General features: G+C 63.9%; 23 protein-coding genes. 15 read left to right on the top strand and 8 right to left on the bottom strand.

Annotated elements, in window-relative coordinates; translation table 11 throughout:
- Positions 1-38 precede the first annotated feature (38 nt).
- From ACN0TK_RS04955 to ACN0TK_RS04935, 5 genes are all read right to left on the bottom strand, one after another.
- Complete coding sequence (locus ACN0TK_RS04955) at positions 39-389, bottom strand: response regulator (RefSeq protein ID WP_417308345.1); 351 nt, start codon at positions 387-389, stop codon at positions 39-41.
- A gap of 74 nt (positions 390-463) precedes the next feature.
- On the bottom strand, positions 464-643 hold the full coding sequence (locus ACN0TK_RS04950; protein ID WP_417308344.1) for a DUF3008 family protein: 180 nt from the start codon (positions 641-643) through the stop codon (positions 464-466).
- A gap of 295 nt (positions 644-938) precedes the next feature.
- The gene (locus tag ACN0TK_RS04945; protein WP_417308343.1) at positions 939-1,163 is read right to left on the bottom strand and encodes a hypothetical protein; all 225 of its coding nucleotides are present in this window, start codon (positions 1,161-1,163) and stop codon (positions 939-941) included.
- Positions 1,164-1,250: 87 nt separating this feature from the next.
- Complete coding sequence (locus ACN0TK_RS04940; protein ID WP_417308342.1) at positions 1,251-1,961, bottom strand: sugar transferase; 711 nt, start codon at positions 1,959-1,961, stop codon at positions 1,251-1,253.
- 112 nt (positions 1,962-2,073) lie between these two features.
- Entirely contained in the window at positions 2,074-2,835 is a 762-nt protein-coding gene (locus ACN0TK_RS04935) for a copper homeostasis protein CutC (protein WP_417308341.1), read from the bottom strand.
- A 428-nt stretch (positions 2,836-3,263) separates the two neighbouring features.
- Between ACN0TK_RS04935 and ACN0TK_RS04930 the strand changes: the two genes are divergently transcribed.
- The 9 genes from ACN0TK_RS04930 (at position 3,264) to ACN0TK_RS04890 (ending at position 12,448) form a co-directional block, all read left to right on the top strand.
- Entirely contained in the window at positions 3,264-4,070 is an 807-nt protein-coding gene (locus ACN0TK_RS04930) for an IclR family transcriptional regulator (protein ID WP_417308340.1), read from the top strand.
- Positions 4,052-4,357 (top strand): L-rhamnose mutarotase, encoded by a 306-nt coding sequence (locus tag ACN0TK_RS04925; RefSeq protein WP_417308339.1) that lies wholly within the window; start codon positions 4,052-4,054, stop codon positions 4,355-4,357. The genes ACN0TK_RS04930 and ACN0TK_RS04925 overlap by 19 nt, the downstream gene beginning before the upstream one ends.
- 67 nt (positions 4,358-4,424) lie before the next feature.
- Positions 4,425-5,609: an enolase C-terminal domain-like protein gene (locus ACN0TK_RS04920; protein ID WP_417308338.1), complete on the top strand. Its 1,185-nt coding sequence runs from the start codon at positions 4,425-4,427 to the stop codon at positions 5,607-5,609.
- 42 nt (positions 5,610-5,651) lie between these two features.
- Positions 5,652-7,409 (top strand): ABC transporter substrate-binding protein, encoded by a 1,758-nt coding sequence (locus tag ACN0TK_RS04915; RefSeq protein ID WP_417308337.1) that lies wholly within the window; start codon positions 5,652-5,654, stop codon positions 7,407-7,409.
- A gap of 77 nt (positions 7,410-7,486) precedes the next feature.
- On the top strand, positions 7,487-8,491 hold the full coding sequence (locus tag ACN0TK_RS04910) for an ABC transporter permease (protein WP_417308336.1): 1,005 nt from the start codon (positions 7,487-7,489) through the stop codon (positions 8,489-8,491).
- Entirely contained in the window at positions 8,488-9,351 is an 864-nt protein-coding gene (locus ACN0TK_RS04905; RefSeq protein ID WP_417308335.1) for an ABC transporter permease, read from the top strand. Before ACN0TK_RS04910 ends, ACN0TK_RS04905 begins: the two co-directional genes overlap by 4 nt.
- Positions 9,351-10,379 (top strand): ABC transporter ATP-binding protein, encoded by a 1,029-nt coding sequence (locus ACN0TK_RS04900; protein ID WP_417308334.1) that lies wholly within the window; start codon positions 9,351-9,353, stop codon positions 10,377-10,379. Before ACN0TK_RS04905 ends, ACN0TK_RS04900 begins: the two co-directional genes overlap by 1 nt.
- The gene (locus ACN0TK_RS04895) at positions 10,376-11,395 is read left to right on the top strand and encodes an ABC transporter ATP-binding protein (protein ID WP_417308333.1); all 1,020 of its coding nucleotides are present in this window, start codon (positions 10,376-10,378) and stop codon (positions 11,393-11,395) included. The genes ACN0TK_RS04900 and ACN0TK_RS04895 overlap by 4 nt, the downstream gene beginning before the upstream one ends.
- Before the next feature lie 30 nt (positions 11,396-11,425).
- Positions 11,426-12,448 carry an aldo/keto reductase gene (locus tag ACN0TK_RS04890; protein WP_417308332.1) on the top strand — a complete coding sequence of 341 codons (1,023 nt, stop codon included), beginning with the start codon at positions 11,426-11,428 and terminating at the stop codon, positions 12,446-12,448.
- A gap of 18 nt (positions 12,449-12,466) precedes the next feature.
- Here the strand turns inward: ACN0TK_RS04890 and ACN0TK_RS04885 are convergent, their stop codons facing one another.
- The gene (locus tag ACN0TK_RS04885) at positions 12,467-13,246 is read right to left on the bottom strand and encodes an SDR family NAD(P)-dependent oxidoreductase (protein WP_417308331.1); all 780 of its coding nucleotides are present in this window, start codon (positions 13,244-13,246) and stop codon (positions 12,467-12,469) included.
- Between the two features lie 208 nt (positions 13,247-13,454).
- Between ACN0TK_RS04885 and ACN0TK_RS04880 the strand changes: the two genes are divergently transcribed.
- The 6 genes from ACN0TK_RS04880 to ACN0TK_RS04855 all read left to right on the top strand — a co-directional run bounded on the left by ACN0TK_RS04880 (position 13,455) and on the right by ACN0TK_RS04855 (position 20,337).
- Positions 13,455-14,714, top strand: a complete 1,260-nt coding sequence (locus ACN0TK_RS04880) for an ABC transporter substrate-binding protein (protein ID WP_417308330.1) — start codon at positions 13,455-13,457, stop codon at positions 14,712-14,714.
- Between the two features lie 72 nt (positions 14,715-14,786).
- Positions 14,787-15,656: a carbohydrate ABC transporter permease gene (locus ACN0TK_RS04875; RefSeq protein WP_417308329.1), complete on the top strand. Its 870-nt coding sequence runs from the start codon at positions 14,787-14,789 to the stop codon at positions 15,654-15,656.
- Positions 15,646-16,455 carry a carbohydrate ABC transporter permease gene (locus ACN0TK_RS04870; RefSeq protein WP_417308328.1) on the top strand — a complete coding sequence of 270 codons (810 nt, stop codon included), beginning with the start codon at positions 15,646-15,648 and terminating at the stop codon, positions 16,453-16,455. Before ACN0TK_RS04875 ends, ACN0TK_RS04870 begins: the two co-directional genes overlap by 11 nt.
- 13 nt (positions 16,456-16,468) lie before the next feature.
- Positions 16,469-17,215 carry a glycerophosphodiester phosphodiesterase family protein gene (locus tag ACN0TK_RS04865; RefSeq protein ID WP_417308327.1) on the top strand — a complete coding sequence of 249 codons (747 nt, stop codon included), beginning with the start codon at positions 16,469-16,471 and terminating at the stop codon, positions 17,213-17,215.
- Positions 17,212-18,252, top strand: a complete 1,041-nt coding sequence (locus ACN0TK_RS04860) for an ABC transporter ATP-binding protein (RefSeq protein ID WP_417308326.1) — start codon at positions 17,212-17,214, stop codon at positions 18,250-18,252. Before ACN0TK_RS04865 ends, ACN0TK_RS04860 begins: the two co-directional genes overlap by 4 nt.
- A 135-nt stretch (positions 18,253-18,387) precedes the next feature.
- Positions 18,388-20,337, top strand: coding sequence for a putative bifunctional diguanylate cyclase/phosphodiesterase (locus ACN0TK_RS04855; RefSeq protein WP_417308325.1), 1,950 nt, complete (start codon positions 18,388-18,390; stop codon positions 20,335-20,337).
- Here the strand turns inward: ACN0TK_RS04855 and ACN0TK_RS04850 are convergent.
- A complete protein-coding gene (locus ACN0TK_RS04850) occupies positions 20,334-21,350 on the bottom strand; it encodes a phosphatase PAP2 family protein (RefSeq protein ID WP_417308324.1) in 1,017 nt (338 codons plus the stop codon). The two genes, ACN0TK_RS04855 and ACN0TK_RS04850, sit on opposite strands and share 4 nt — an antisense overlap.
- Positions 21,351-21,435: 85 nt before the next feature.
- Positions 21,436-22,452 carry an AI-2E family transporter gene (locus tag ACN0TK_RS04845; protein WP_417308445.1) on the bottom strand — a complete coding sequence of 339 codons (1,017 nt, stop codon included), beginning with the start codon at positions 22,450-22,452 and terminating at the stop codon, positions 21,436-21,438.
- Between the last annotated feature and the right edge of the window lie 59 nt (positions 22,453-22,511).

Raw genomic sequence — 22,511 nt, 5'->3', positions numbered from 1 at the left:
TCCCGGCCTTTTTAGTATCAGACAGTTAGCTGCTCGGTTCAGGCGGCTGTCTGAACCGATAGATGTGCAGCGAGATCGGCGACCAGCGCCGTCGGCGTGGCCGGCTTGGTGTAACGGGCGACACCGTCAAAGCGTGACGGAATGTCCGCGCCATCATAGGCGGTCGCGAACACGAAGGGCACTGCCATGCCGAGCATCTTGTCGGCGACCGGCCAGGCTTCTTCACCGTTCAGGTTGACGTCCAGTACAGCTGCAGAAATCGGCAGGCCGGACTGCAGCTGAGCCAGCGCTTCCTCGACGGTGGTGAGCGGTCCGATCACTTCGGCGCCGCTGGCGAAGAGCTGATCGATCAGATCGATCACCACGAGATAGTCGTCTTCGACAACCAAAATACGTTGTCCTCGAAATATGTTACGGTGTGGCATTTGATGTACTCGTTTAACAGGAATGGAACGGCTCAGTTCTATACATGCTCGGGCTTGCCGCCGCGTTTGGTCTCGGCGAGGTCCGCGAGTTGGTCTTCGGTCATCGATTTGTACATCGACTTGGACGCGCCTTTGAGGTCCGAGACCTTCGTGTCACCGCGCTTGGCAGAAAGTGCCGCGCCTGCGGCCTTTTGCTGAGCTTTGGATCTTGCCGGCATGGGTATCCTCCAAGAAACCCCAAGTGCCGGTTCCGGCGCAATTGGTTCACGCATAACCCTGAAGCACGAGGTTGGTTGCCTCGGCACAAACGCATATTCGCCTCAGGATGCACCGATGGTGGTGTATCTGATCAGCTCTGCTGCGACGGTGGGCACTGCGGCGCCGGCGGTTTTGGGCAAGGCGGCGCCCAAAATAGGACCCCAGTAACCGACCCCGAAAGCCGGATCTGTTCAGCGGCAGCGATCCTTCAGCGCGCACGCCTGTTCGCTCGCCAGTGTCCGCGCCTCGATGCGGTCAGGCGATGATATCGATCGCCGACTTGCTCATTTCGCTGGCACGCCGCGCCCCAGCCGCGAGGATCTCGAACTGAGCCTGGGCGTCGATCACGGCGACGGTCTCGGCCGCAATATCGACCTCCGCGCCAGCCGGCGTGCCAAGTCGCGCTACAGCGCTGGCGCTCCGCTCGAACCGATCCGACGCAGCAGTCATCCCGGCGGTGGCAATCGACAATGCAGACACAAGACGCTCCTCCAGCCCTCTCATGCCACCAGTGTCGATGAGACGGAGTAAACAGCGTGCAAGCAAATTGACGGAGTTCCGGCGCTATCAGGTTCCTGTGCCGCCGCGCATCTCCTGCATAATCGTTCTGCCCACAATTCTGAGGTCGAGCAGTAGCGAGAAATTCTGAACATAGAAGAGGTCATGGTCGATGCGGGCGACGGCTCTATCCGGGTCGTCGGTTGGGCCTCGCAGGCCATGGCATTGCGCCCAGCCGGTCATGCCTGGACGCATCGCATGCCTGTCGGCGTAGCGTGGCACGAGGTCAGGATAGGGCCGCCCGCCGGCTAGCATGCCCAGAGGGTGTGGTCGGGGCCCGATCAGGGACATGTCGCCGCGCAGCACATTGATGAGTTGCGGCAGTTCGTCGATATCGGTTCGGCGCAACCACCTGCCAAGTCCTGTCACGCGGCCATCATCCGGTACCGTCTGGCGGGTGCCGCTCGGGTCGCTCTGGTCGACAAACATCGTGCGGAACTTCCAGATTTGAAATACGCGACCTTTCAGACCCTCGCGCGGCTGACGAAATAGTATGGGGCCGTGGCTTTCGGCTCTGATGAGCAGTGCAACACCGAGCAAAAGGGGCGCGAAAGCTACCAGCGCGACTGCAGACACCAGGATATCGGCGAACCGTTTGAGCCGCAGTTCTCTTTCTCGCGAAGATGATATCTCCAGCGTGTCCGCAGCGCTGACAAGTCCATCCGCGTCTAGGGCGGCGGTAGGCGGATTCCGAATATTGGTGCTGGGTAACTCGGCCACGTCAGCCCCCAAGCGATTACTCTGCACTTAGGGGTTATACTAACGTTTATTTGAGATCGCGCAATCGTGCCCCCGCGGGCCAGCTTGGTGGCCCGCGGGGGTGGTCAGGATGTCAGAGCGCGGCGCGGGCGGCTTCGCAGGTAGCGCGGACGGCGGCTTCGTCGGTCAGGGTGTGGGTGTATTCGCGGTCGAGATCGTCACCGCCCATACCCACGCGCGGGTTGCGGTAAGTCATGCCGCTCGGCACGAGCTTGCCGGCCGCAAAGTGCATCTCGTGGGGGCGGGCGGCGCGGCGTACCTCGGCGATGTTATCGGCGTCGAGTTCGCCGCAAGCCATCACGGCAATGCGGTCGGCCGCCAGTCTGACCGTATCGGCCAGTACATCCTTGCCGGCGACCGCCGTGTCGTGCTGGCCGCTGGTCAACACGCGGGTGACGCCGCAGCGCACGAGAGCCTCGATCGCCTCGGCATAATCGTCGGTCATGTCGAAGGCACGATGGCAGGTGACGGCCATCGCGCCCGCCGCTTCGACCAGCGCCCGCGTGCGGGTCTCGTCGATCTTGCCGTCCGCCGTCAGGCAGCCGATCACCACGCCGGCGACGTCTCCAAGGTCGCGGATGGCCGCGACATCGGCCAGCATCGCGGCGTACTCGATGTCGGTATAAAGGAAATCGCCGCCGCGCGGCCGCACGATCACGTGGAAGGGGATGGTGGCGACCCGCCTTGCCTCGAGGATCATGCCCCAGCTCGGCGTCAGGCCACCCTCGAGGAGCGATGCGCAGAGTTCGGCGCGGTCGGCGCCGGCGTTCTGGGCGGCGACGAGTCCATCGGTGTTCTCGACGCAGATTTCGATCTTGAAGGGAAACTCAGGCATCAGGTCTAGTCCTCGGCCCGTGCCACAGGCGGCGAACGTCTCGTCGCCGCCCTCGGCCAGGCAATCTGGTGGGTTGGTGTTTGCGCCGCCACTATGTCGGATGCCGCCGACCCGTTCGACAGAAATCTGAAGAGTTTAGCGCGTTTTGCAGATGGCTTGCGACGACGCGCTTCGGCGCCGCAAGCCGATCAGCTCGTTCCCGGCAAAATGTCGTGCTGCATCTAAAGTCTAGGATGCTCTCGATTGACTCCCCTCGCCAGCACTCGCAGTATTGGAACGCTGTGTTTCAAATGTGGAACAGCACGGACACAGCATTCGAGGGAGGAAGACCGCATGATCGGTCTGCGAGGCTGCGGCGGTGATTTGCCGCGCAGCAATCAGCATTTTATTGCCTGCGATTTCGCGCGCTCGGGGCGGAGCCTGCTCTAGTGTCGACGGTTCACCGCACCATTCAGGTTCTCGACCTGCTGTCGCGCCGCGGCGCCCTTGGGGTGCGGGCGGTGGCGAACGGGCTCGGTTTGCCGGTGGGTTCGGTGCATCGGCTGCTCAATGATCTTGCCGAAGAGCAGGTCGTCGAGCGCGACGCTGACGGTGCCTGGAAGCTGGCGCACCGCCTGCTCGGCATCGTCGACCGGCAGCTCGAAAGCGTGGGTTTTCACCGTCTGGCGCATCCCTTCTGCGAGGTGATTGCGGCCGAGGTCGGCGAAACGGTGAACGTCAATGTGCTGTCGGGCGATGGCTGCGTCGTCATCGACAAGGTGCGCAGCAATGATCGCATGCAGCTCGACTGGCGGGTCGGTTCACGCGGGCCACTCTATTGCGGCGGCTCCGGCAAGGCGGTGCTCGCCTATCTGTCGCCAGCGGAGCGGAGGCGCATCGCCAGCCAGCCGATGCCTGGCTTCACGCCGCACACGATCACCACGTCCGAGGGACTGCTGGACGAACTCGGGCGCATCAGGGCGCGGGGCTATTCCATCGACAATCAGGAGATCGTCATGGGCGTCTTCTGCGTCGCCGTGCCGGTGCTGAACCGTGACGGCCGGCCGGTCGGCGCGGTCAGCATATCCGGTCCATCGACCAAGGCGCCGGGCGGGGAGGTGATGCCGCTCGTGGCGCGGCTCAACGAGGTCTGCGGCCATGTCAGCCAAAGCCTCGGCTATGCCGGTGCCTGGCCGCCGCTCGATCCACAGGCGGACCACACAGAGGGAGATCTGGCATGCGCTCAGCATGGGTGATGAAACTCAAGCCTGGTCAGGAGGCTGAATACAAGCGCAAGCACGACGAGATCTGGCCCGAGATGGTGGCGCTGCTCAAAAGCCAGGGCGTCCACAACTACTCGATCTATCGGCATGGGCTGCTGCTGTTCGCCTATCTGGAAAAGCCCGACGGCGCGCCGGAGCAGACCGAGGCGGTCAACGAGGTTGTCCAGCGCTGGCAGGCCTGGATGCAGCCGCACATGGAAACGCACGCAGACAGCCGGCCGGTGGTGGAGCCGGTCGAACTGATGTTCCGGCTCGACTGAGCCGGGCACCGCATATCGCTGCCGCGCCCCGGCATGCGGCAGGAAACGACGACGGAGGAGACCAGTCGTGAAAATCAAGTCGATCCGCGCCTTTGCGATCACCAACCCGATCGCGGGGGGCACCTATGAAGAGGCCAAGCAGCAGGGCACGGCGCGCCGGCCGCCATGGACCAAGGATGCCGAGGTCGCCAACCCCATGTCGCGCTATCCGCGCTACAAGGCGCTGCGAGCCAGCTGGCAGTCGAAATTTCCGGCCGTCGGCGTCTTGGTCACTGCCGATGACGGCTCTTGGGGGTTCGGCACCACCGGCTATGGCGACCCGACGATCAGCCTGATCAATGACCATATCGGGCCGCTGCTCGAGGGCGAGAATGCGCTCGCGACCGAGAAGCTCTACGACATGATGAGCCGCATCACCTCGCCCTATTCGGCGTCGGGTCTCGCATCCTACGCGATCAGCGGCATCGATCTGGCGCTGTGGGACCTCAAGGGCAATGTGCTCAAGCTGCCGGTCTATGAGCTCGCGGGCGGCGCGGCGCGTGACAGCCAGTTCTGCTACGCCACTGGCAACGATACCGACTGGCACATGGAGCTTGGTTTCAAGGCCACCAAGCTGGCCTGTCCCTACGGGACCGCCGACGGGCTCGAGGCGCTCGACAAGAACGAGGAATTTGTCGCCGGCCGCCGCGAGATGATCGGGCCCAACGTCGAACTCATGCTCGATTGCTGGATGGCCTTCGATGTCGAGTTTGCGGTGCGGCTTGCCCACCGGCTGCGGCCCTACAACCTCAAGTGGATCGAGGACTGCCTGATCCCCGAGGATCACAGTTCACACCGCGCGCTGCGCGAACGGCTGCCGTGGATGACGCTGGCGACGGGCGAGCACTGGTACACGCCCTATACCTTCTTCGAGGCGGCCAAGGATCGTGTCGTCGACATCTTCCAGGCCGACATTCACTGGGTCGGCGGGTTCACCGCCTGCCAAAAGATTGCCTCTATCGCCGAGGCCTCGGGGCTCGAACTGATCTGCCATGCGGGCATGAACACGCCCTATGGCCAGCACTTCACCTACTCGTCGACCAGCAGCCGCTGGGGCGAATTCTTCGTGGGCGGCGCGCCGGGTCAGCCGCTCAAGCAGACCAACAATTATCCGGGAATGGCCGTGCCGGAAAACGGGCAGGTCGTCGTCAGCGACGCGCCTGGTTTCGGCCACGGACTATCGCTCGATGCCATCGAGGGGATGGCGCTGTGAGCGAGTAACGGTCGAGGGAACGACCAAGAGGAGGAGAAACGAATGATACGCACAGTGATGCTTGGGGGCGCGGTCGCGCTGCTGATGGGCTCGACGGCCCTGGCGCAGGTGCAGGACATGCCGCGCAACGAAACGCTGGTGCTCACCCCCTGGGGTGATCAGCCGGCCCAGTTCGCCAATACCGAGAACTGGCATCCCTATCTCACCTCGGTGACCCATCAGCGCGACGTGATGCAGATCACCATCAACGAGATGATGTTCTACACCAATCTCAACACCGGTGAGCTGATCCCGTGGCAGGCGGAGTCCTACGAGTATGCCGACGACTTCATGTCGGCGACGATCAAGCTGCGCGATGGTGTGGAATGGTCGGATGGCGAACCTTTCACCGCCGAGGACGTAAAGTTCACCATCGAGGCGGTGCGCGATGCGCCGCCGGAATCGCGCGGTGCCGCGGCCTATGCCGAGTGGGTCAAGGACGTCACGATCAACGATCCGCTCAGCGTCACCATCAACTTCAACAAGCCGGCGCCGCGCTTCATTCGCGACTATCTGGCGCTCGGTCACGAGAACCACCATCCGATCCTGCCCAAGCATATCTGGGAGGGGCAGGACTTTGCGACCTTCACCAATTACGACCCGGAAAAGGGCTGGCCGGTCGGCACAGGCGCCTACAAGCTGGTGCTCAGCTCGACCCAGCAGGAAATCTTCGACCGGCGTGACGACTGGTGGGGAGCAAAGACCGGCTTTGAGGATCTGCCGGCCCCCAAGCGCATCACTTTGGTGCCGGTTTCCAGCGACGACGCCATGGGGCAGTTGCACATCGCCAATCAGGTCGACGGTGGCCGGCAGCTGCTGATCGGCACGTTTGAGGCGGCGCAGTTCCAGAACCCCAAGCTGAGCTCGTGGAACACGTCTGGGCCCAACTGGGGTGCACCGGACGGATGCGACTACTCGCTGGTCTTCAACCAGCAGCGGGCGCCGTGGAACGACGTCAATCTGCGCCGGGCGGTCAACTACGCCATCGACCGCGAGATGCTGAACGACATCGGCTACGAGGGCTCGCAGAAGCCGGTCACCTATGCCTTCTCGGGCTATATGGCCGGCACGTGGCTCGGCGAGGGCAGCCCGCTGCAGGAGGTGCTCGACAAGTACGACCTCGACAATCCGGATCCGGCTCTCGTCGAAGAGCACATGGCCAAGGGTGGCTATGAAAAGAACGCGGACGGGTTGTGGTCGAAGGACGGCGAGGTGATCGAGTTCACCGTCCGCACGCCGGCCTTCATCCAGCCGATCCTCGCGCCGCTGACCCAGCAGCTCAAGAACGCGGGCTTCGACGCGGTCCAGGCCCCGGTCGACGACACCTGGCTGCCGGACATCCAGTCGGGCAATTTCGACACCATGGTGTTCGTGCATTGCGGCAGCCTCAGCGAGCCGCTGGAGACGCTGCAGCACTACCACTCGAAGTTCTCGCGGCCGGAAGGCGAGAACGTGCCGCTGTCGATCGCGGCCTCGCGTTACGCCAACCCGGAGTATGACGCCATCATCGATCGCATGGATTCGATGCCGGCCGATACCGATCCGGACTCCCAGTACATGAAGGACGCTGTGGCGGCCCTCGACATCGCGCTGCGCGATCTGCCGCAGATCGACCTGCTCGAGGAATTCCACGTGGTCACCTTCAACAACACCTACTGGACCGGCTGGCCCTCCGCCGAGGATCCCTATGTCGCCCCCTACACCCCGTGGGAGGCGTTCAACCTGGTGGTCCACAATCTCGAGGCCACCGGCGCCGAATAGGCGCGGCTTCTCTCCCGTGCCCCAGGAGCAGGCAGGTTCGCCTGCCTGCTCCCCTTGCAGTCCGGCAGTGAGGCATCATGTCGAAGGAACTTCAGCGCTATTTGCTGACGCGTATCGGTCAGCTCCTGCTGATCGTGTTCATCGCGGTGAGCATCAATTTCATCATTCCGCGGCTCTTGCCGGGCGATCCGGTGCAGACGGCCCTGGCGCGGCTGCAGGTCAGCGGCGGCAACCAGAGCGTCGACATTCAGGCGGTCTCTGCGGCCTATCGGGCCAAGTACGGCCTCGATGCGCCGCTGCTTGAGCAATATTTCAACTACTGGCTCGACCTTTTCCGGCTCGACCTTGGCGTGTCTTTCGCCAACTTCCCCGAGCAGGTCACCAACATGATCGCTTCGGCGCTGCCGTGGTCGGTGGCGCTACTCGCCACGGCGACGCTCATTGCCTTCGTCACCGGTTCGCTGCTCGGCGCGCAACTGGCCTGGCCGGGAGCAGGGCGCGGCATCAAGACGCTCGTCCCGATGATGATGATCCTCACCTCGATCCCGTTCTATCTGCTGGCAATCATCCTTATCTATTTCTTCGCCGTGGTGCTCAGGTGGTTCCCACCGGCCGGCGGCGTCGACACGACCCGCATCATGCGGTTCGACTGGGCCACCACACAGGATGTGCTCAACCACGCCTTCCTGCCGTGCATGTCGATCATACTGGGCAATATCGGGTTCTGGGCACTCGGCATGCGCAGTCAGATGATCAACGTTCTGGGTGAGGACTACATCACTTTTGCCGAGGCCAAGGGCCTGCATCCGCGGCGCATCTTCGTCTGGTACGGCATGCGCAATGCGCTCCTCGCCCAGGTCACGGCGCTCGCCCTGCAGCTCGGCTCGGTGGTCTCCGGTGCGGTGCTTGTCGAAGTCATCTTCAACTATCCGGGGCTGGGGAACCTGCTCTATGTCGCCATTCGCGGGCAGGACTATTTCGTCATCCAGGGCGTCGTTCTGATGCTCATCGTCACGCTGGCCTTCCTGCTGTTTCTGGTCGACCTGCTCTATCCACTGCTCGATCCGAGGATCCGCAGATGAATCGTTTCTTTGTGTCGCTTCGGCGCAATTACGAGCAGGGCCGGATCAGTCCGCTGCTGCTGCTCGGGCTCGCAATCCTCGTCTCCGTTGTCCTCTTCGGCCTCATCGGCTCGCTGCTGTCCGATCCCACGCTGGCGCAGGTGGGTGCCGTCCGTCCGCGCCGTGCACCGGGCGGGGAATATTTCCTCGGCACGGACTCCCAGGGCCGCGACATGTGGACCCTGCTGATCTTCGCGACGCCAAATACGCTCAAAATGGGGCTCATCGCGGGCTTCGTCGGTGTCGGCGTCGGCACGGTGCTGGGGCTGATCGCCGGCCATTTCGGCGGCCTGATCGACGCGGTGATCCGCATCATCTCCGACGCGCTGCTGACCGTCCCGGCCATTGCCATCCTCGTCATCATCGCGGGCAATATCGACCGCATGTCGACGTTGGTCATGGCGCTGGTCGTCGCTTCGCTGGGCTGGATGTTCACCGCCCGCACGGTGCGGGCTCAGGTGCTTTCGGTGCGCGAGAAGGCTTATGTCGAGGTCGCGCGCGTCAACGGCGAAGGCCCGTGGGAGGTGCTGTTCGGCGAGATCATGCCCAACATCATGCCCTATATCGTCGCGAGCTTCGTCGGCACCGTGTCGGGCGCCATTCTGGCGGTAATCGGCCTTGAGGCCCTCGGCCTTGGCGCGCTCGAAGAGATGACGCTGGGCAATACCATTTACTGGTCACAGCAGTCGGCCGCGGTGCTGCGCGGCTACTGGTGGTGGTGGGGTCCGCCCATCGTAATGATCGCCCTCATCTTCATCGGTTTGTTCCTCACCTCTGTCGGGTTCGACCGCTTTGCCAACCCAAGACTGGCCCGCCGCTGATGGAACCCAACGACACCAAGCCCATCCTCGAGGTGAAGAACCTCCATGTGCACTATGATACCGGCAAGGGGCCGGCCAAGGCGGTCAACGACGTGTCGTTCTCGCTGCGGCCGGGCGAGCGGCTGGGGCTGATCGGCGAGTCGGGGTCGGGCAAGACCACGATGGCCATGGCCCTGATGCGGCTCACCAAGGCGCCGGGTCGGATCGCTTCGGGCAGCGTCCTGCTCGATGGCGAGGATATCCTCACGATGTCGCCGCGCGAGCTCCGCGCTGCCCGGCTGCGGGACATTGCGCTCATCCCGCAGGGTGCGATGAGTTCGCTCAATCCGGTCATGCGGCTCGAAGTGCAGATGGCGGATGCCATTCTGGCGCACCGGCCCGAAATGAAAAAGGAAGCCGTCGACGCACGGATCGAGGAATTGCTCAAAAGTGTCGGGCTTACCCCGGAGGTGGCGCGGCGCTTTCCGCACGAGCTGTCGGGCGGCATGAAGCAGCGCGCCGTGATGGCGATCGCCACGGCGCTGACGCCCAAGGTCATCGTCGCCGACGAGCCGACCAGTGCGCTGGACGTTGTCGTGCAGCGACAGGTCATTCAGACGCTCGGCCGGCTGCAGGGTGGGCTCGGGGCGGCGGTGGTGTTGATCGGCCACGACATGGGCCTCGTCGCGCAGTTCGCTGACATCGTCGGGGTCATGTATGCCGGCAAGCTGGTCGAGATCGGCCCGGTGCGCGCGATGATCGAGGCGCCGAAGCACCCCTATACCAAGCTGCTGGTCGACAGCCTGCCGGGTATCAAGGTCAAGCAGGCGCTGATCGGCATCCCCGGCCTGCCGCCACCGCTGGTCGATCTGCCGCCAGGCTGTCCGTTCAATCCGCGCTGTCCCTATGTCTTCGACCGCTGCCGATCGGAAACGCCGGAGCCGCAAACGGTCGGACCCAACCAGTTGGCGGCCTGTCATCTCTATCCCGAGCATGCGGTGCTGCCGCCGATGCCGGCACCCAGTTCAAGCGGGAGAGCGCCACAATGAGCCTGATGCAGGTGGAAGGCGTCACCAAGCGCTATGGCGGGTTCACCGCCCTCAACGACGTCACCATGACACTGTCCGATGCGGCGCCGTCGATGACCGCGGTCGCCGGCGAAAGCGGCAGCGGCAAGACCACGCTGGCGCGGATGATGCTCGGCTTCATCGATCCGACCGAGGGCAGGGTGCTCTATCGCGGCAAGGATGTCGCGACGATGAGCGGTGAGGAAAAGCGGCAGTTCCGGCGCGAGGTCCAGCCGATCTTCCAGGACCCCTTTGAGGTGTTCAATCCGTTCTACCGGATCGACCATGTGCTGACGACGCCGGTCAAACGCTACAATCTGGCCGACACCGATGCCAAGGCGCATGCGTTGATCATCGATGCGCTGGAGCGCGTCGGGCTCAGGCCACAGGATACGCTGGGCCGGTTTCCGCATGAGCTGTCGGGTGGCCAGCGCCAGCGCATCATGGTGGCGCGGGCCGTGTTGCTCAGGCCGCGGATGATCGTTGCCGACGAGCCCGTGTCGATGGTCGATGCCTCGCTGCGCGCCACCATTCTCGACGAGTTGCGCACGCTCAACCGCGATCTCGGCATCTCAATCCTCTACATCACGCACGATCTCACCACCGCCTTCCAGATCTGCGACAACATCGTGGTGCTTTATCGCGGTAATGTCGCCGAGGCAGGGGCGGTGGAGCGGGTGATCGGTGATCCCAAGCACCCCTATTCGCAATTGCTGGTCGCCTCTATCCCGCTGCCGGATCTGGACAAAACCTGGGGTGTCGATGAGATCCCGGTCACTGAAGCCAATGCTGCCCGGTCCAACCCGGGTTGTGCCTTCGCGCCACGCTGCCCGCATGTGATGGACCGGTGCTGGGACAATCGTCCGCCGCAATTTGTGCCGGACAGCCAGCGTCTCGCGACCTGTTTCCTCTATGATCAGGCACCCATCGCCCCCGGCACCGATGTGTCCGACGTCTTCCGGCCACCAGAACTGGCGCCCTCGGGCACCGCGAGCTGATTCCACCTTCTTTTTCGACAGGGCATAGAAATGACGTTCGATCTCAACACCCGCCGCCAGGTCGGCAAGACCAGTCTCCAGCTTCCGACCTTCGGGTTCGGCGCCGCGCATCTGGGCGGCATGTTCGGGCGCGTGCCGGGAGAGGTAGCGCATGCCACGCTCGATGCGGCCTGGGAGAGCGGCATCCGGTTTTACGATACGGCGCCGTGGTATGGGCGCGGGCTGAGTGAACTGCGGGTTGGCGGGTTTCTGATCGACAAGCCGCGCGACGAGTTCATCATTACCACCAAGGTCGGCCGTTCACTGCGCCGCCCGGCCAATCCCAAAAACTTCGATCGCGCCCCCTGGGGCGGCGGGCTCAATATGGAGGTGATGTGGGACTATTCCTACGATGGCATCATGCGCGCCTATGAGCAGAGCCTGCAGCGCCTAGGGCTCGACACCGTGGATGCGCTGCTGGTGCACGACCCGGAGCAATCCACCGAGCCCGGCGGACCGAGCCTCGATGATCTTGCCGACAGCGGCATCAAGGCGCTCGAAGAGCTAAAGAGCTCGGGCCAGATCAAGGCATATGGCATGGGGCTCAATGCGACGGAGTCGCTTGATACCTACGCCCGCCGTGTGCCGCTCGACTTCCTCATCGTCGCCATGCCCTACACGCTGCTCGACCAGTCGGCGCTCGCCTCCGGTCTCAAGTACTGCGTCGACAACGACATGTCGGTGATCATCGGCGCGCCCTATGCCTCGGGCATTCTGGTCACGGGGCCGGGCCCCAACGCCCGCTATCGCTACGCCGCGGCCCCGGCCGACATTCAGGAAAAGGCCGGCAAGATTCAGGAGATCTGTCGCAGCCATGGCGTGTCGCTCGCGGCCGCCGCGCTGAAGTTTCCTCTGGCGCATCCCGCCGTCGTCGCCATCATTCCGGGCGGTGCCAAGCCCGAGGAGGTGACCTCCAATATCGGCCATTTCGCCGAAACCGTGCCGGCGGGGCTCTGGTCGGATCTGCGCGCCGCTGGGCTGATCGATCCCGAGGCGCCGGTTCCTGCCGACTGAGTTTGCGGCAGGGCGGCGCTATCGCGCCAGATACCCCCCATCGATCGGCAGGATGGTGCCGGTAATCATCGCCGCGGCGCCGGAGGCGAGAAAGACGATGGCGTCGGCGATCTCCTCGGGTTCGGCCAGCCGGCCGAGCGGGGTGGCATCGGTGATCGTCTTCAGCGTCTCGGGGTTGCTGGTCAGCGCCGTGATGAAGCCGGTGTTCACATAGGTCGGGGCGATGGCATTGACGCGAATGCCGTCGGCAGCCCACTCGAGCGCCAGAGCCCGCGTCATGTTCACGACGCCCCCCTTGGTCGTTTGGTAGGCGACGTTGGGGTAGAGCCCGCCCGACAGGCCCATGATCGAGGCGGTGTTGACGATGACGCCGCCACCATTGGGCGTCATCATTCGTGCCGCCAGCCGCGCCACCGTGAACATGCCAGTCAGATTGACCGAAAGCACCTGGTTCCAGTCTGCCTCCGAGATTTCGGTCGCCTTGGCGCGGATCGCCATGCCGGCATTGTTGACGACGATTTGCGGCGGTCCCACCTCGGCGGCAATGGTTTCGAACGCCGCTTCGAGCCCCGTGCCGTCGCCGACGTCGACAGCGAGCGCGAGACCTTGTCCTCCGGCCTCGGTCAGCATGGCCACGGTTTCGTCAGCGAGAGCATGGTCACGATCCATAACCACGACGGTCGCGCCAAGAGCGCCCAGCAGACGCGCCGTGGCACGCCCGATGCCGGCGCCGCCACCGGTCACCAGCGCTACCTTGCCGGCGATGGCATAGCGGTCCGCAAGCACATGATCTGTCATCTTGTTCTCCCCCAAGGCCTTCAGTTTGCCGCGCCGTCTCTCCGGGCGACGCAGCTTGCGCATCCGACAGGAGCCACAGCTCCCTCCGGCAAGCGCCTGTCATACAAGCGTAATTCAATTGTCACAGTCAGTCATCTGGCTGTCACCGGGCTGTTTTCGAGCTGTTCTAGGTGAGGCGCACTCTATCCCCTGATGAGGACTGCTCCCCATGAACACCCGTTACAAATCGATTCTCGCGACGTGCCTGCTCGCGTTCAGCGCCAGCGCCGGCATGGCGCAGGCCGAAACCAAGGTCACCTTCTGGCACAGCTTCAGCAAGGCCTCCGGCGAGGCGATCGACGAGATCATCGCCAATTTCGAAGCCGCCAACCCCGATATCGACATCGAGGGCGAGTATATCGGCAATTACAACGATATCGTCGCCAAGCTGCAGGCCGCCATCCCGGCCAATCGCGCGCCCGATGCCGTCATCATGGAAGTTACGCGCTACGGGCTGTTCGCCGATCGTGGCGTGCTGCTCGACCTCACGACCTATCTCGATGCCGACCCGCTCAAGGACGACCTGTTCGACTTTGCCCGCGAAGTCGGCGTCTATGAGGGCAAGAACTACATCGTGCCGTTCAACTCGTCGACGCCGGTGTTCTACGTCAACACCGACCTGCTCAAGCAGGCCGGCTATGACGATGTGCCGGAGATGAAGAGCTGGGCGCAGGTCGAAGAGGTTGCCCAGACCGTCACCGACGCCCTCGGTGGCGACGGCACCTACGGCATGGTCGCACCCGGCCAGTTCACCCGCTGGGGCCTGATCATGGACAATGACAGCGACCTGATCGACTCGGTCTCCGGCGAGATCCTGATCGATGCGCCGCGCACCATCGAAGCCTATCAGTGGATGGCCAGCCTCGTTCACGACAAGAAGCTCGCCTCGCCCGACAGCGTTGCCGACGAGTCCAAGGGCAAGGAGCTCTTCACCCAGGGCAAGGCCGCGCTGATGTTCGACTCCACCGGCAGCTATGGCGGCCTGAAGTCTGCCATGGGCGACAATCTCGCCGTTCTCCCCATGCCGTGCAATGTCGTGTGCCGCGTGCCGATCGGCGGCGCCGGTATCGGCGTGCTGTCGACCGCCGAAAAGGACGTGCAGGACGCGGCCTACAAGTTCATGAGCTTTGCCGCCTCGGCGGAATCCAACGCCATCTGGTTTGCCGCGACCGGTTATATGCCGATCAACAAGCAGACCGCCGAGCAGCCGCTGGCCATCGATGCACTGGCCAACAAGCCCGGCATCGATGTCGCCATCGGCCAGCTCGATTTCGCCAAGGGCCGCCCGCGCCCGCCGGTCGTCACCTGGATGCGTGCCACCGAATACGACATGTGGCAGGCCATGGCGCTGGGCCAGCGCGACGTCACCGAGACGCTGACCGAGTTCGCCGCCAGCACCCGTCAGGAAGCCGAGCGCATCGCGCGCTGATCGCTCCCACATCCACCTTCCTGCGTGGCGGGCCCTGCGGGGCCCGTCATCGCGCCTTCCGGACAGGCCTCGATGCTACGCAAACTCACGCCCTATCTGCTCGTGCTGCCGCTGGGCGCCTTCATTCTGGTCTTCACCTATATTCCGGTGCTCACCAGCCTCAATCTCAGTTTCCGCGAGTGGGATTTCCTGTCGCCGGACATGCCCTTCGTCGGCTTCGAGAACTACGCGCTGCTGCTCGGCTCGCGCGAGTTCTGGAACGCCGCCAGGGTCACCGCAATTTTCGCTGCCGTCTCCGTGCCGCTGCGGCTCGGACTAGCGCTGATCATTGCCAATTACCTGACGCGTGAAACCCTGCCATCGCGGCTGCTGCGCGGGGCGCTGTTCCTGCCGGCGGTCACCTCCACTGTGTCCATTGCGGTGGTGTTTTCGTGGGTGTTCTCAACCGACTATGGCATGATGAACGGCATCCTTGGTCTTGTCGGCATCGGCAAGGTGCACTGGATGCAGGAGCCGGCGCTGGCGCTCGGCGTGTTGATGTTCGTCAACACCTGGAAGCAGCTCGGTTACGACGTCGTCATCTATATCGCCGGCCTTCAGGCCGTGCCGCGCGAGCTTTATGATGCCGCCGCCGTCGACGGCGGCCGGCCGTTGCATGTCTTTCGCCGCGTGACGCTGCCGCTCGTCATGCCGACGACCTACTTCCTGCTGGTCGTCTCGGTCATCGAGGCGTTCCAGGTCTTCACCCTCGTCAATGTCATGACCAAGGGCGGCCCGGCGGGCGGCACCGACATGCTGGTCAACATGCTCTACCGCGTCGGCTTCGTGCTGTTCGACATCGGCACGGGCTCGGCGCTTGCCGTGCTGCTGTTCATCTTCCTCGTCGTGCTGTCGCTCATCAAGTCGCAGGTGATCGGCAAGAAGGTGCACTATGAAGCCTAAGTCGATCCTGCTGACCACGCTGGCGCTGGCCGGTGGACTGCTGTTCCTGTCGCCCGTGCTCTATTCGGTGTGGATGGCCTTCCAGACGGCCAATGCCTATTACACGGGGACGTTTGAGTTCACGCTGGGCAATTTCGCGCTGGCGGTCGGCGAGTACAATTTCGCCCGGTACCTGGTGAACAGCGTCATCGTCTCCGGGCTGGTGACGCTGATCGGCATCACCTTTGCCACCATGGCGGCCTTTGCCTTTGCGCGGTTCCGCTTTCGCGGCGGCAACCTGCTGTTCGGCGCCACCGTCGCGACGCTGATGATCCCCAGCCACATCAGCCTCATCCCGAACTACCTGACGCTCGCCAAGGTCGGCCTGCTCGACAGCTATGCGGGGCTGATCCTGCCCTCGATCTCGTCGGGCTTTGCCGCCTTTTTCCTTCGCCAGTACATTCGCGGCATTCCGCGGGCGCTGGACGAGGCGGCCTATATGGATGGCGCCACGCCGCTCAAGGTGCTGTGGCGCGTGATCGTGCCGATTTCCCGGCCGGCAATCCTGTCGATGGCATTGTTCATCTTTGTCGGCGAGTGGAACAATTACATCTGGCCGCTCGTCGCCGTCGGCGACAGCGACATGTACACGCTGCAGGTCGGCCTCGCCCGGCTCTACGACATCAACCCCGGTGAGGGGCTGATCGACTGGCCGCTGGTCATGGCCGCCTCCACCCTCACCATTCTGCCCATCCTGCTCGGCTTCATCCTGGTCGAACGCCACCTCGTGCGCGGCATCACCATGGGCGCCGTGAAATAACATGGATACTCAAATGACACGCATCGCATCGCACCGCGGCGGCACGCTCGAATTCGGCGACAGCACTCCGGCGGGCTTCGCTGCCACCGCCACCATGGCGCTCGAGGAGGTCGAGTTCGACGTCCACCCGACGTCCGACGGCGCCATCGTCGTCCACCACGACGCGACGCTCGATCGCACCACTGATCGCACCGGTGCCATCGCCGATCTGACGCTGGCCGAGGTGCAGGCCGCCCGCATCAACTATGGTGCCGGCGCCAGTCCACTGACCCTAGAACAGCTCTGCGCAATTTACGCCACGAGCTCCGTGAGCTTTCGCTGCGAGATCAAGCCGGGTGCCGACGGCCGGCCCTATGCCGATTTCGTGCCGCGGGTTGTCGAAACGCTGGGGCAGGGCGGCATGCTGGCCCGCACCGGCTTTTCCTCCTTTCTCATCGCGACACTGGATGACCTGCGGGCAGCGAGCGACCGTCCGATGCTGTGGCTGGTCAGCCCGCCGGTGCTGCATCAGCTCGGGGCTGCTGCGATGATCGAGCTGGCCAGGGCGCACGCCATCCCGGAAATCGGCGTCAACATCGACACCGCGAGCCATGACCTCCAGGCCGGTGTCACGGATGCCGGGCTCGATTTTGGCTGCTGGGCGGCGCACACCACGCCGCAGATCGACAAGGCGCTGGCGCTCGGCGTCAAGGTGTTCACCACCGACCGGCCGAGCCTCGCCATCGCCCGCCGCACCGCGCATCTGGAGGCTGGAAAATGAGCGGCATCACCCTCAAGAATGTCCGCAAATCCTATCCCGACGGGCCGGAAATCCTGCATGGCATTTCCATGGACATCACGCCGGGCGAGTTTGTCGTCATCGTCGGCCCCTCCGGCTGCGGCAAGTCCACGCTGCTGCGGCTGATCGCCGGGCTCGAACAGACAGCGACAGGGGACATCATCATCGGTGGTACACGCGCCAACGACCTGCCGCCGCAGGACCGCGACATCGCGATGATCTTTCAGAATTACGCGCTCTATCCGCATATGAGTGTCCGCGACAACATCGCTTTCGGGCTCGAACTGCGCCGCGTTCCCAAAGCCGAACGCCACGCCCGCGCCGCCGAAGTCGCCCGCACGCTGGGTCTCGAACCCTATCTCGATCGCAAGCCTGCGGCGCTCTCCGGGGGCCAGCGCCAGCGCGTCGCCATGGGGCGGGCGCTGGCCCGCAATACCGCGACTTTCCTCATGGACGAGCCGCTGTCCAATCTCGACAACGCGTTGCGCGTCGCCATGCGCACCGAGATCAAGGAGCTGCATCGTCAGCTCGGCGCCACCATCGTCTATGTGACGCACGACCAGACCGAGGCCCTGTCGCTGGCCGACCGCATCGCGGTCCTGAAGGATGGCGATCTGCTGCAGTTCGATACGCCGCAGCAGATCTACGACCGGCCGGTCAATCAGTTCGTCGCCAGCTTTCTCGGCGTGCCGGCCATGAACTTCATCCCGGTCGACCAACTCGACAGCTGGCACGGGCCGCAGGGCCTTGTCGCCGGCCTCCGCCCCGAGCATCTCAGGCTCTTTTCCGAGCAACCGCAGGGTCCCGCCGTCGCCGGCCGCCTCATGCTGTCGGAAATGACCGGTTCCGAGATGATCCTGCATTGCGACAGCAGCGTGGGCCGCATCACCATGACGGCGCCGCGCGCCGACGTGCCGCGGCACCAGACCAATCTGTGGATCGGGCTCGACCTGGCCCAGGCGCATTATTTCGATGCCAGTTCGGGCAGCCGCGTCGAGGGCTTGCCGACAGCCGCCTAGAGTGGTTCGGCTGCTGGCTCGCGACAGGGCAGGCGGGGCGGCTCAAAATGCCGCAAAAGCATAGCATCGGATTAACGCGGCCTAAGCGTCACGCGTTTATCACGGAATGGAACTTAATTCCGCGATCGACGGCAGATGCGAAAATTCCCACTTCCCGCCCTGGCGGCTCCGGTCGGCATGCTGCTCCTCGTGATCTTTGCCAATCTTGGCATGGTAACGATGATCGATTCCGCAGTGCGCGATGCGTCTGAGCGCGAGGTGGCGAACTGGGTCGTCGGCATGCCGCCAGCGACCGTGGACCGGCTGCTTGAATCCGGGGACGAGAGCCTCGGCAGTGCGTTATCGGACCTGCTGCGTCCGGATATGCCTCAAAGCGTGACGGTGTTCGATCTGGCCGGCACCCCCGTCAATCGGTTCGGCATCGGTCAGACGGGTTCGGCGCCCATAGAGCTCCCCGTTGCGGATCCCCTTGTCCTCGAGGTCGCGAGAACCGGTCAGACACGTACCGAACTGGTGGATGGGGCCGAAGGCAGCGGCGCACGTTCAAGGCTGGCGGATGTCTACATCCCGGCGCGTGCCGCCAATGGCGAGATCGAAGCGGTGCTCAAGGTTCAGCTCGATCGCACGCTGATTCTGAAAAGCTTGTATGGCGCAGCGATCGCGCTGGGCGTGACGCTGTCTGTCACGTTTACATTGGTCATGACCGGACTCTATGCCGCCTTCGTCCGGAAACGGCGGGCGGAACGACGCGTGCGCGAGCGCGCAGAATATCTAGCGAAATACGATCAGCTGTCCGGCGTTCTGAACCGCACGGGCGTGTCGGATCAGCTCGAAAATGCCCCGTTCGAGCTTGCCGATGCGGCCATTCTTTATGTCGATATCGATCACTTCAAGAATATCAACGACACCCATGGTCACAAGGCGGGCGACGCCTTTGTCCGCCATGTCGGTGCGGTTCTGAGGGCATCTTGCGCGCGCGACAGCATTATCGGCCGGCTTGGCGGGGACGAGTTCATCGCCATCGTCAGATGCACCGATGTGGCCGCCGCCGTCGCGCTCGCGGATGAAGTGCAGGCGCGGGTGGCCCAGCCGATCCATAGCGAAGGCAAAATGATCAGCACATCGGTGAGCATCGGAATTGCCTATGGTGGCAGCGCCGAGATGACGTTCGACGAACGCGCGCACCGGGCCGACCTCGCCCTCTATCAGGCCAAACTGGACGGTCGGAGCACGCACTGCGTCTTCACCGACGAGCTCGAGCGCCGGATCCAGAGGCGCCGCTGCGTCGAAAGCAGTCTCGTTTCGGGCCTCGAGGCGGGTCTGTTCGATGTCTATTTCCAGCCGCTGATCGACGGCGCATCGCTGGCTTGCGTGGGCTTCGAAGCGCTGCTGCGGCTCACCGGCAAGGATGGCGAACCGGTGGCGCCTGCGGAGTTCGTCCCGATCGCAGAATCGATCGGGGTCATCGGGCAACTCGGCGCCTGGGTGCTGGAACGGGCGGTGGAAACCGCCGCGTCCTGGCCGGCGCCGCTGTTTGTCGCGGTGAACCTGTCGCCGCGTCAGTTCGATGGCGGCGATCTCACGGGAATCGTCCGTGGCGCGCTCGAACGCACCGGCCTCACCGCCTCACGGCTGGAACTCGAGGTCACCGAGAGCCTGCTGCTCGACAATACCGAGCGGGTCGGGCAGCAACTGGCGGAGCTGCGGGCCCTGGGCGTGTCGGTCGCCATGGATGATTTCGGCACCGGGCATTCCGGTCTGGGCACCCTGTGGCGCTTCGGTTTCGACAAGCTGAAGATCGACCGCTCGTTTGTCGTCAGCCTCGAAAGTGGAGGCGACAGGGCGCGGAACATTCTCGATACCATCATCGCGCTTGGCCACCGGCTGAACATGGTCGTCACGGCCGAAGGCATCGAGACCCCCGCACAAGCGCGCATCCTGTCCGAACTCGCCTGCGACCAGCTGCAGGGCTATCTGTTTGGCAGACCGATGCCGGCCGAGCAGCTGCCGCGCGATCTGTTCCAACCGCGGCGGCTCCATCGTCAGCCGGAACTGCCAGTGCTGCGCGACGGCACGAACGGCTAGGCCGTCCCGGCGCCGCCGCGCAAACCGGGCCCGGCGCGCATCGTCACCAAGCGACCCACCAGCCACCAGATCCCGGCCACCACGAGGATCGACGCATAACCGTCCACGGCGTAGTGCCAGCCGAGATAGACCGAACCGATCTGGATCAGCAGCAGAAAGACGCAGCCGACGTATCCAGCGATGCGGTTCAATCGAAAGAGCAGCAGCACGTTCAGCGTGGTGACTGCCAAATGCATGCTTGGCATGGCCGAAATGCCCGTACCCATGGCAGGGCGGTCCACATCATAGTTTGCGATCAGCAGGTCGCGCGCCTGTTCCATGTAGTTGCCCACCGGGGTGCTGGCGATATGAGCGACGAGGGTGGAATAGGCGGTAGCGCCATAGAAGTGCTCGTAGAACAGGGGACCGACTGAGGCGAAGAGCGTCGCGGCGAGGGACCCCAGCAGCGCGAACACCAGAGCCATCGTCAGGAAGTATCGCTGGCGCAGCGCAGCATCTGGATGCATGGCCATTGCCCCGATGAAACCGAACCAGCAGGTGAACCACACCGGGCCATAAACCACACCGAGAACGCCGCCAAACCAGCTTGGCAAGACTGCGTGCAGAGCCAGTCCGGGATCGCCGAAATGCAGCGCTGTGTCTAATGTCTTGAGCGGTGGGTCTGCCCAGAATGGCACGAACTGGGTGATCGACAGTTTGAGCGTCGTGAAGGCCGCGATGCCGATCACCGCGAGGCAAATGACGACCAGAAGGCGCGGCGCGCGTTCGGTGACCAATGTCGCTATGTAACGAAGAGGGGCCCGCCGTCCACCTATGGCGCCCGCGACGCCAATCCCCAGAATCAGCAGTGCCGGGGCCAGTTGCATAGCCTGCGCCGTATAGCTGAAAGCCATGCGCCAGTAGATGTCGGGCCGCAGCAGTGCTGCCATCCCGGCATATGCAACGACCAGTAGCGGCAGCACCGGCACACGGAATACTCGCTGTCGGTCGCGAGCCTCGGCAACGCCGGTCATGAACCTCTCCCGCACTTCCAAGCCGCGGCATTGTGCGCGGCAGGTGCTGAAGCGGGGTTAACTGGCGTCAATGGCGCGCTACGCCTCAATCCCTGTCAGGTGCAGTCGACTCGTGCTGGGCTTCATCGTCACCGGGCATTTTCGTTTCTTCGTGCAGTATGTCCCGGATGTAGATCTGCTTTATTCCGACGAGGATGACCACCGTCAGCGGCACGCCGAGCAACAGACCGGGCGGGCCAAACAGGGTGCTGATGGCCAGCAGGGCGAAGATGCCCAGCGCGGGTGGTAATTCCACGGTGCGCTTCTGGATAACCGGCACGAGGATGTTGCTCTCGAGCTGTTGCAGCCCGAGATAGAGGACGGACACCCAGATCACCAGGTTGAGATCGACGGTCAGCGCCACGATGACGGCGGCGAGATAGGCGAGGATCGGGCCGAGAAACGGAATGAACTCCAACAGTCCGGCCAGCAGCCCGAGCGCGATTGCCGAGGGTGCCTGCAGCAGCAGCAACCCGATCGTCGTCACCCCGCCGAGCACAACCATGGCGGCCAACTGGCCCAGCAGCCAGAGTCGCAGGGCACGGGCCATCTCCTGCATGGCGGTGCGGGCGCGCTCCCGGTGCTGGCGCGGCACCAGCTGCAGGAAACCCTCGCGATAGCGCTGCGCGTCGAGGGCGATGAACACCCCGCCGACCAGCACCACCGACACACTGGTCACGATACCGATCACGTTCGACGTGTAGCCGAAGATGGACCCGAACATGCCGGTGTCCCAGATGCCCTTCCACAGTTCGTCAGCCTGGTCGCTCAGGTTCGAAACGCCGAAGCGCTGGCCGGCTGTGTCGAGCAGGTCGGGTAGCCGATCGATCAGGTTCTGGAACTCGGCGACGATCTGCATGCCGAACAGCCAGGGCGCGCCGATCACGATCACGGCAAGCAGGATGATCGACGCCCACAGGGCCCAGACCTTCTTCAATGGCGTGAAGCGGGTCAGCAGGTCGGCGATGGCGCCGATCAGCGACGCCACGATCATCGAGGCAAAAGCCAGCAGCAGGACCTGTGAAATCCACCACGCGAGGATCAGGCCCGCGACGAGAAGAATGCCGTAGAGCAGGGTGCTACGAAGTGGTGCTCCAGAAACGCGGACTTTTTCATCGGGCT

The organism is Devosia sp. (assembly GCF_048261455.1).
GTDB lineage: Bacteria > Pseudomonadota > Alphaproteobacteria > Rhizobiales > Devosiaceae > Devosia_A.
Note: the sequence above shows the minus strand (reverse complement) of the source record. Positions and strands in the feature narration are given on the sequence as shown.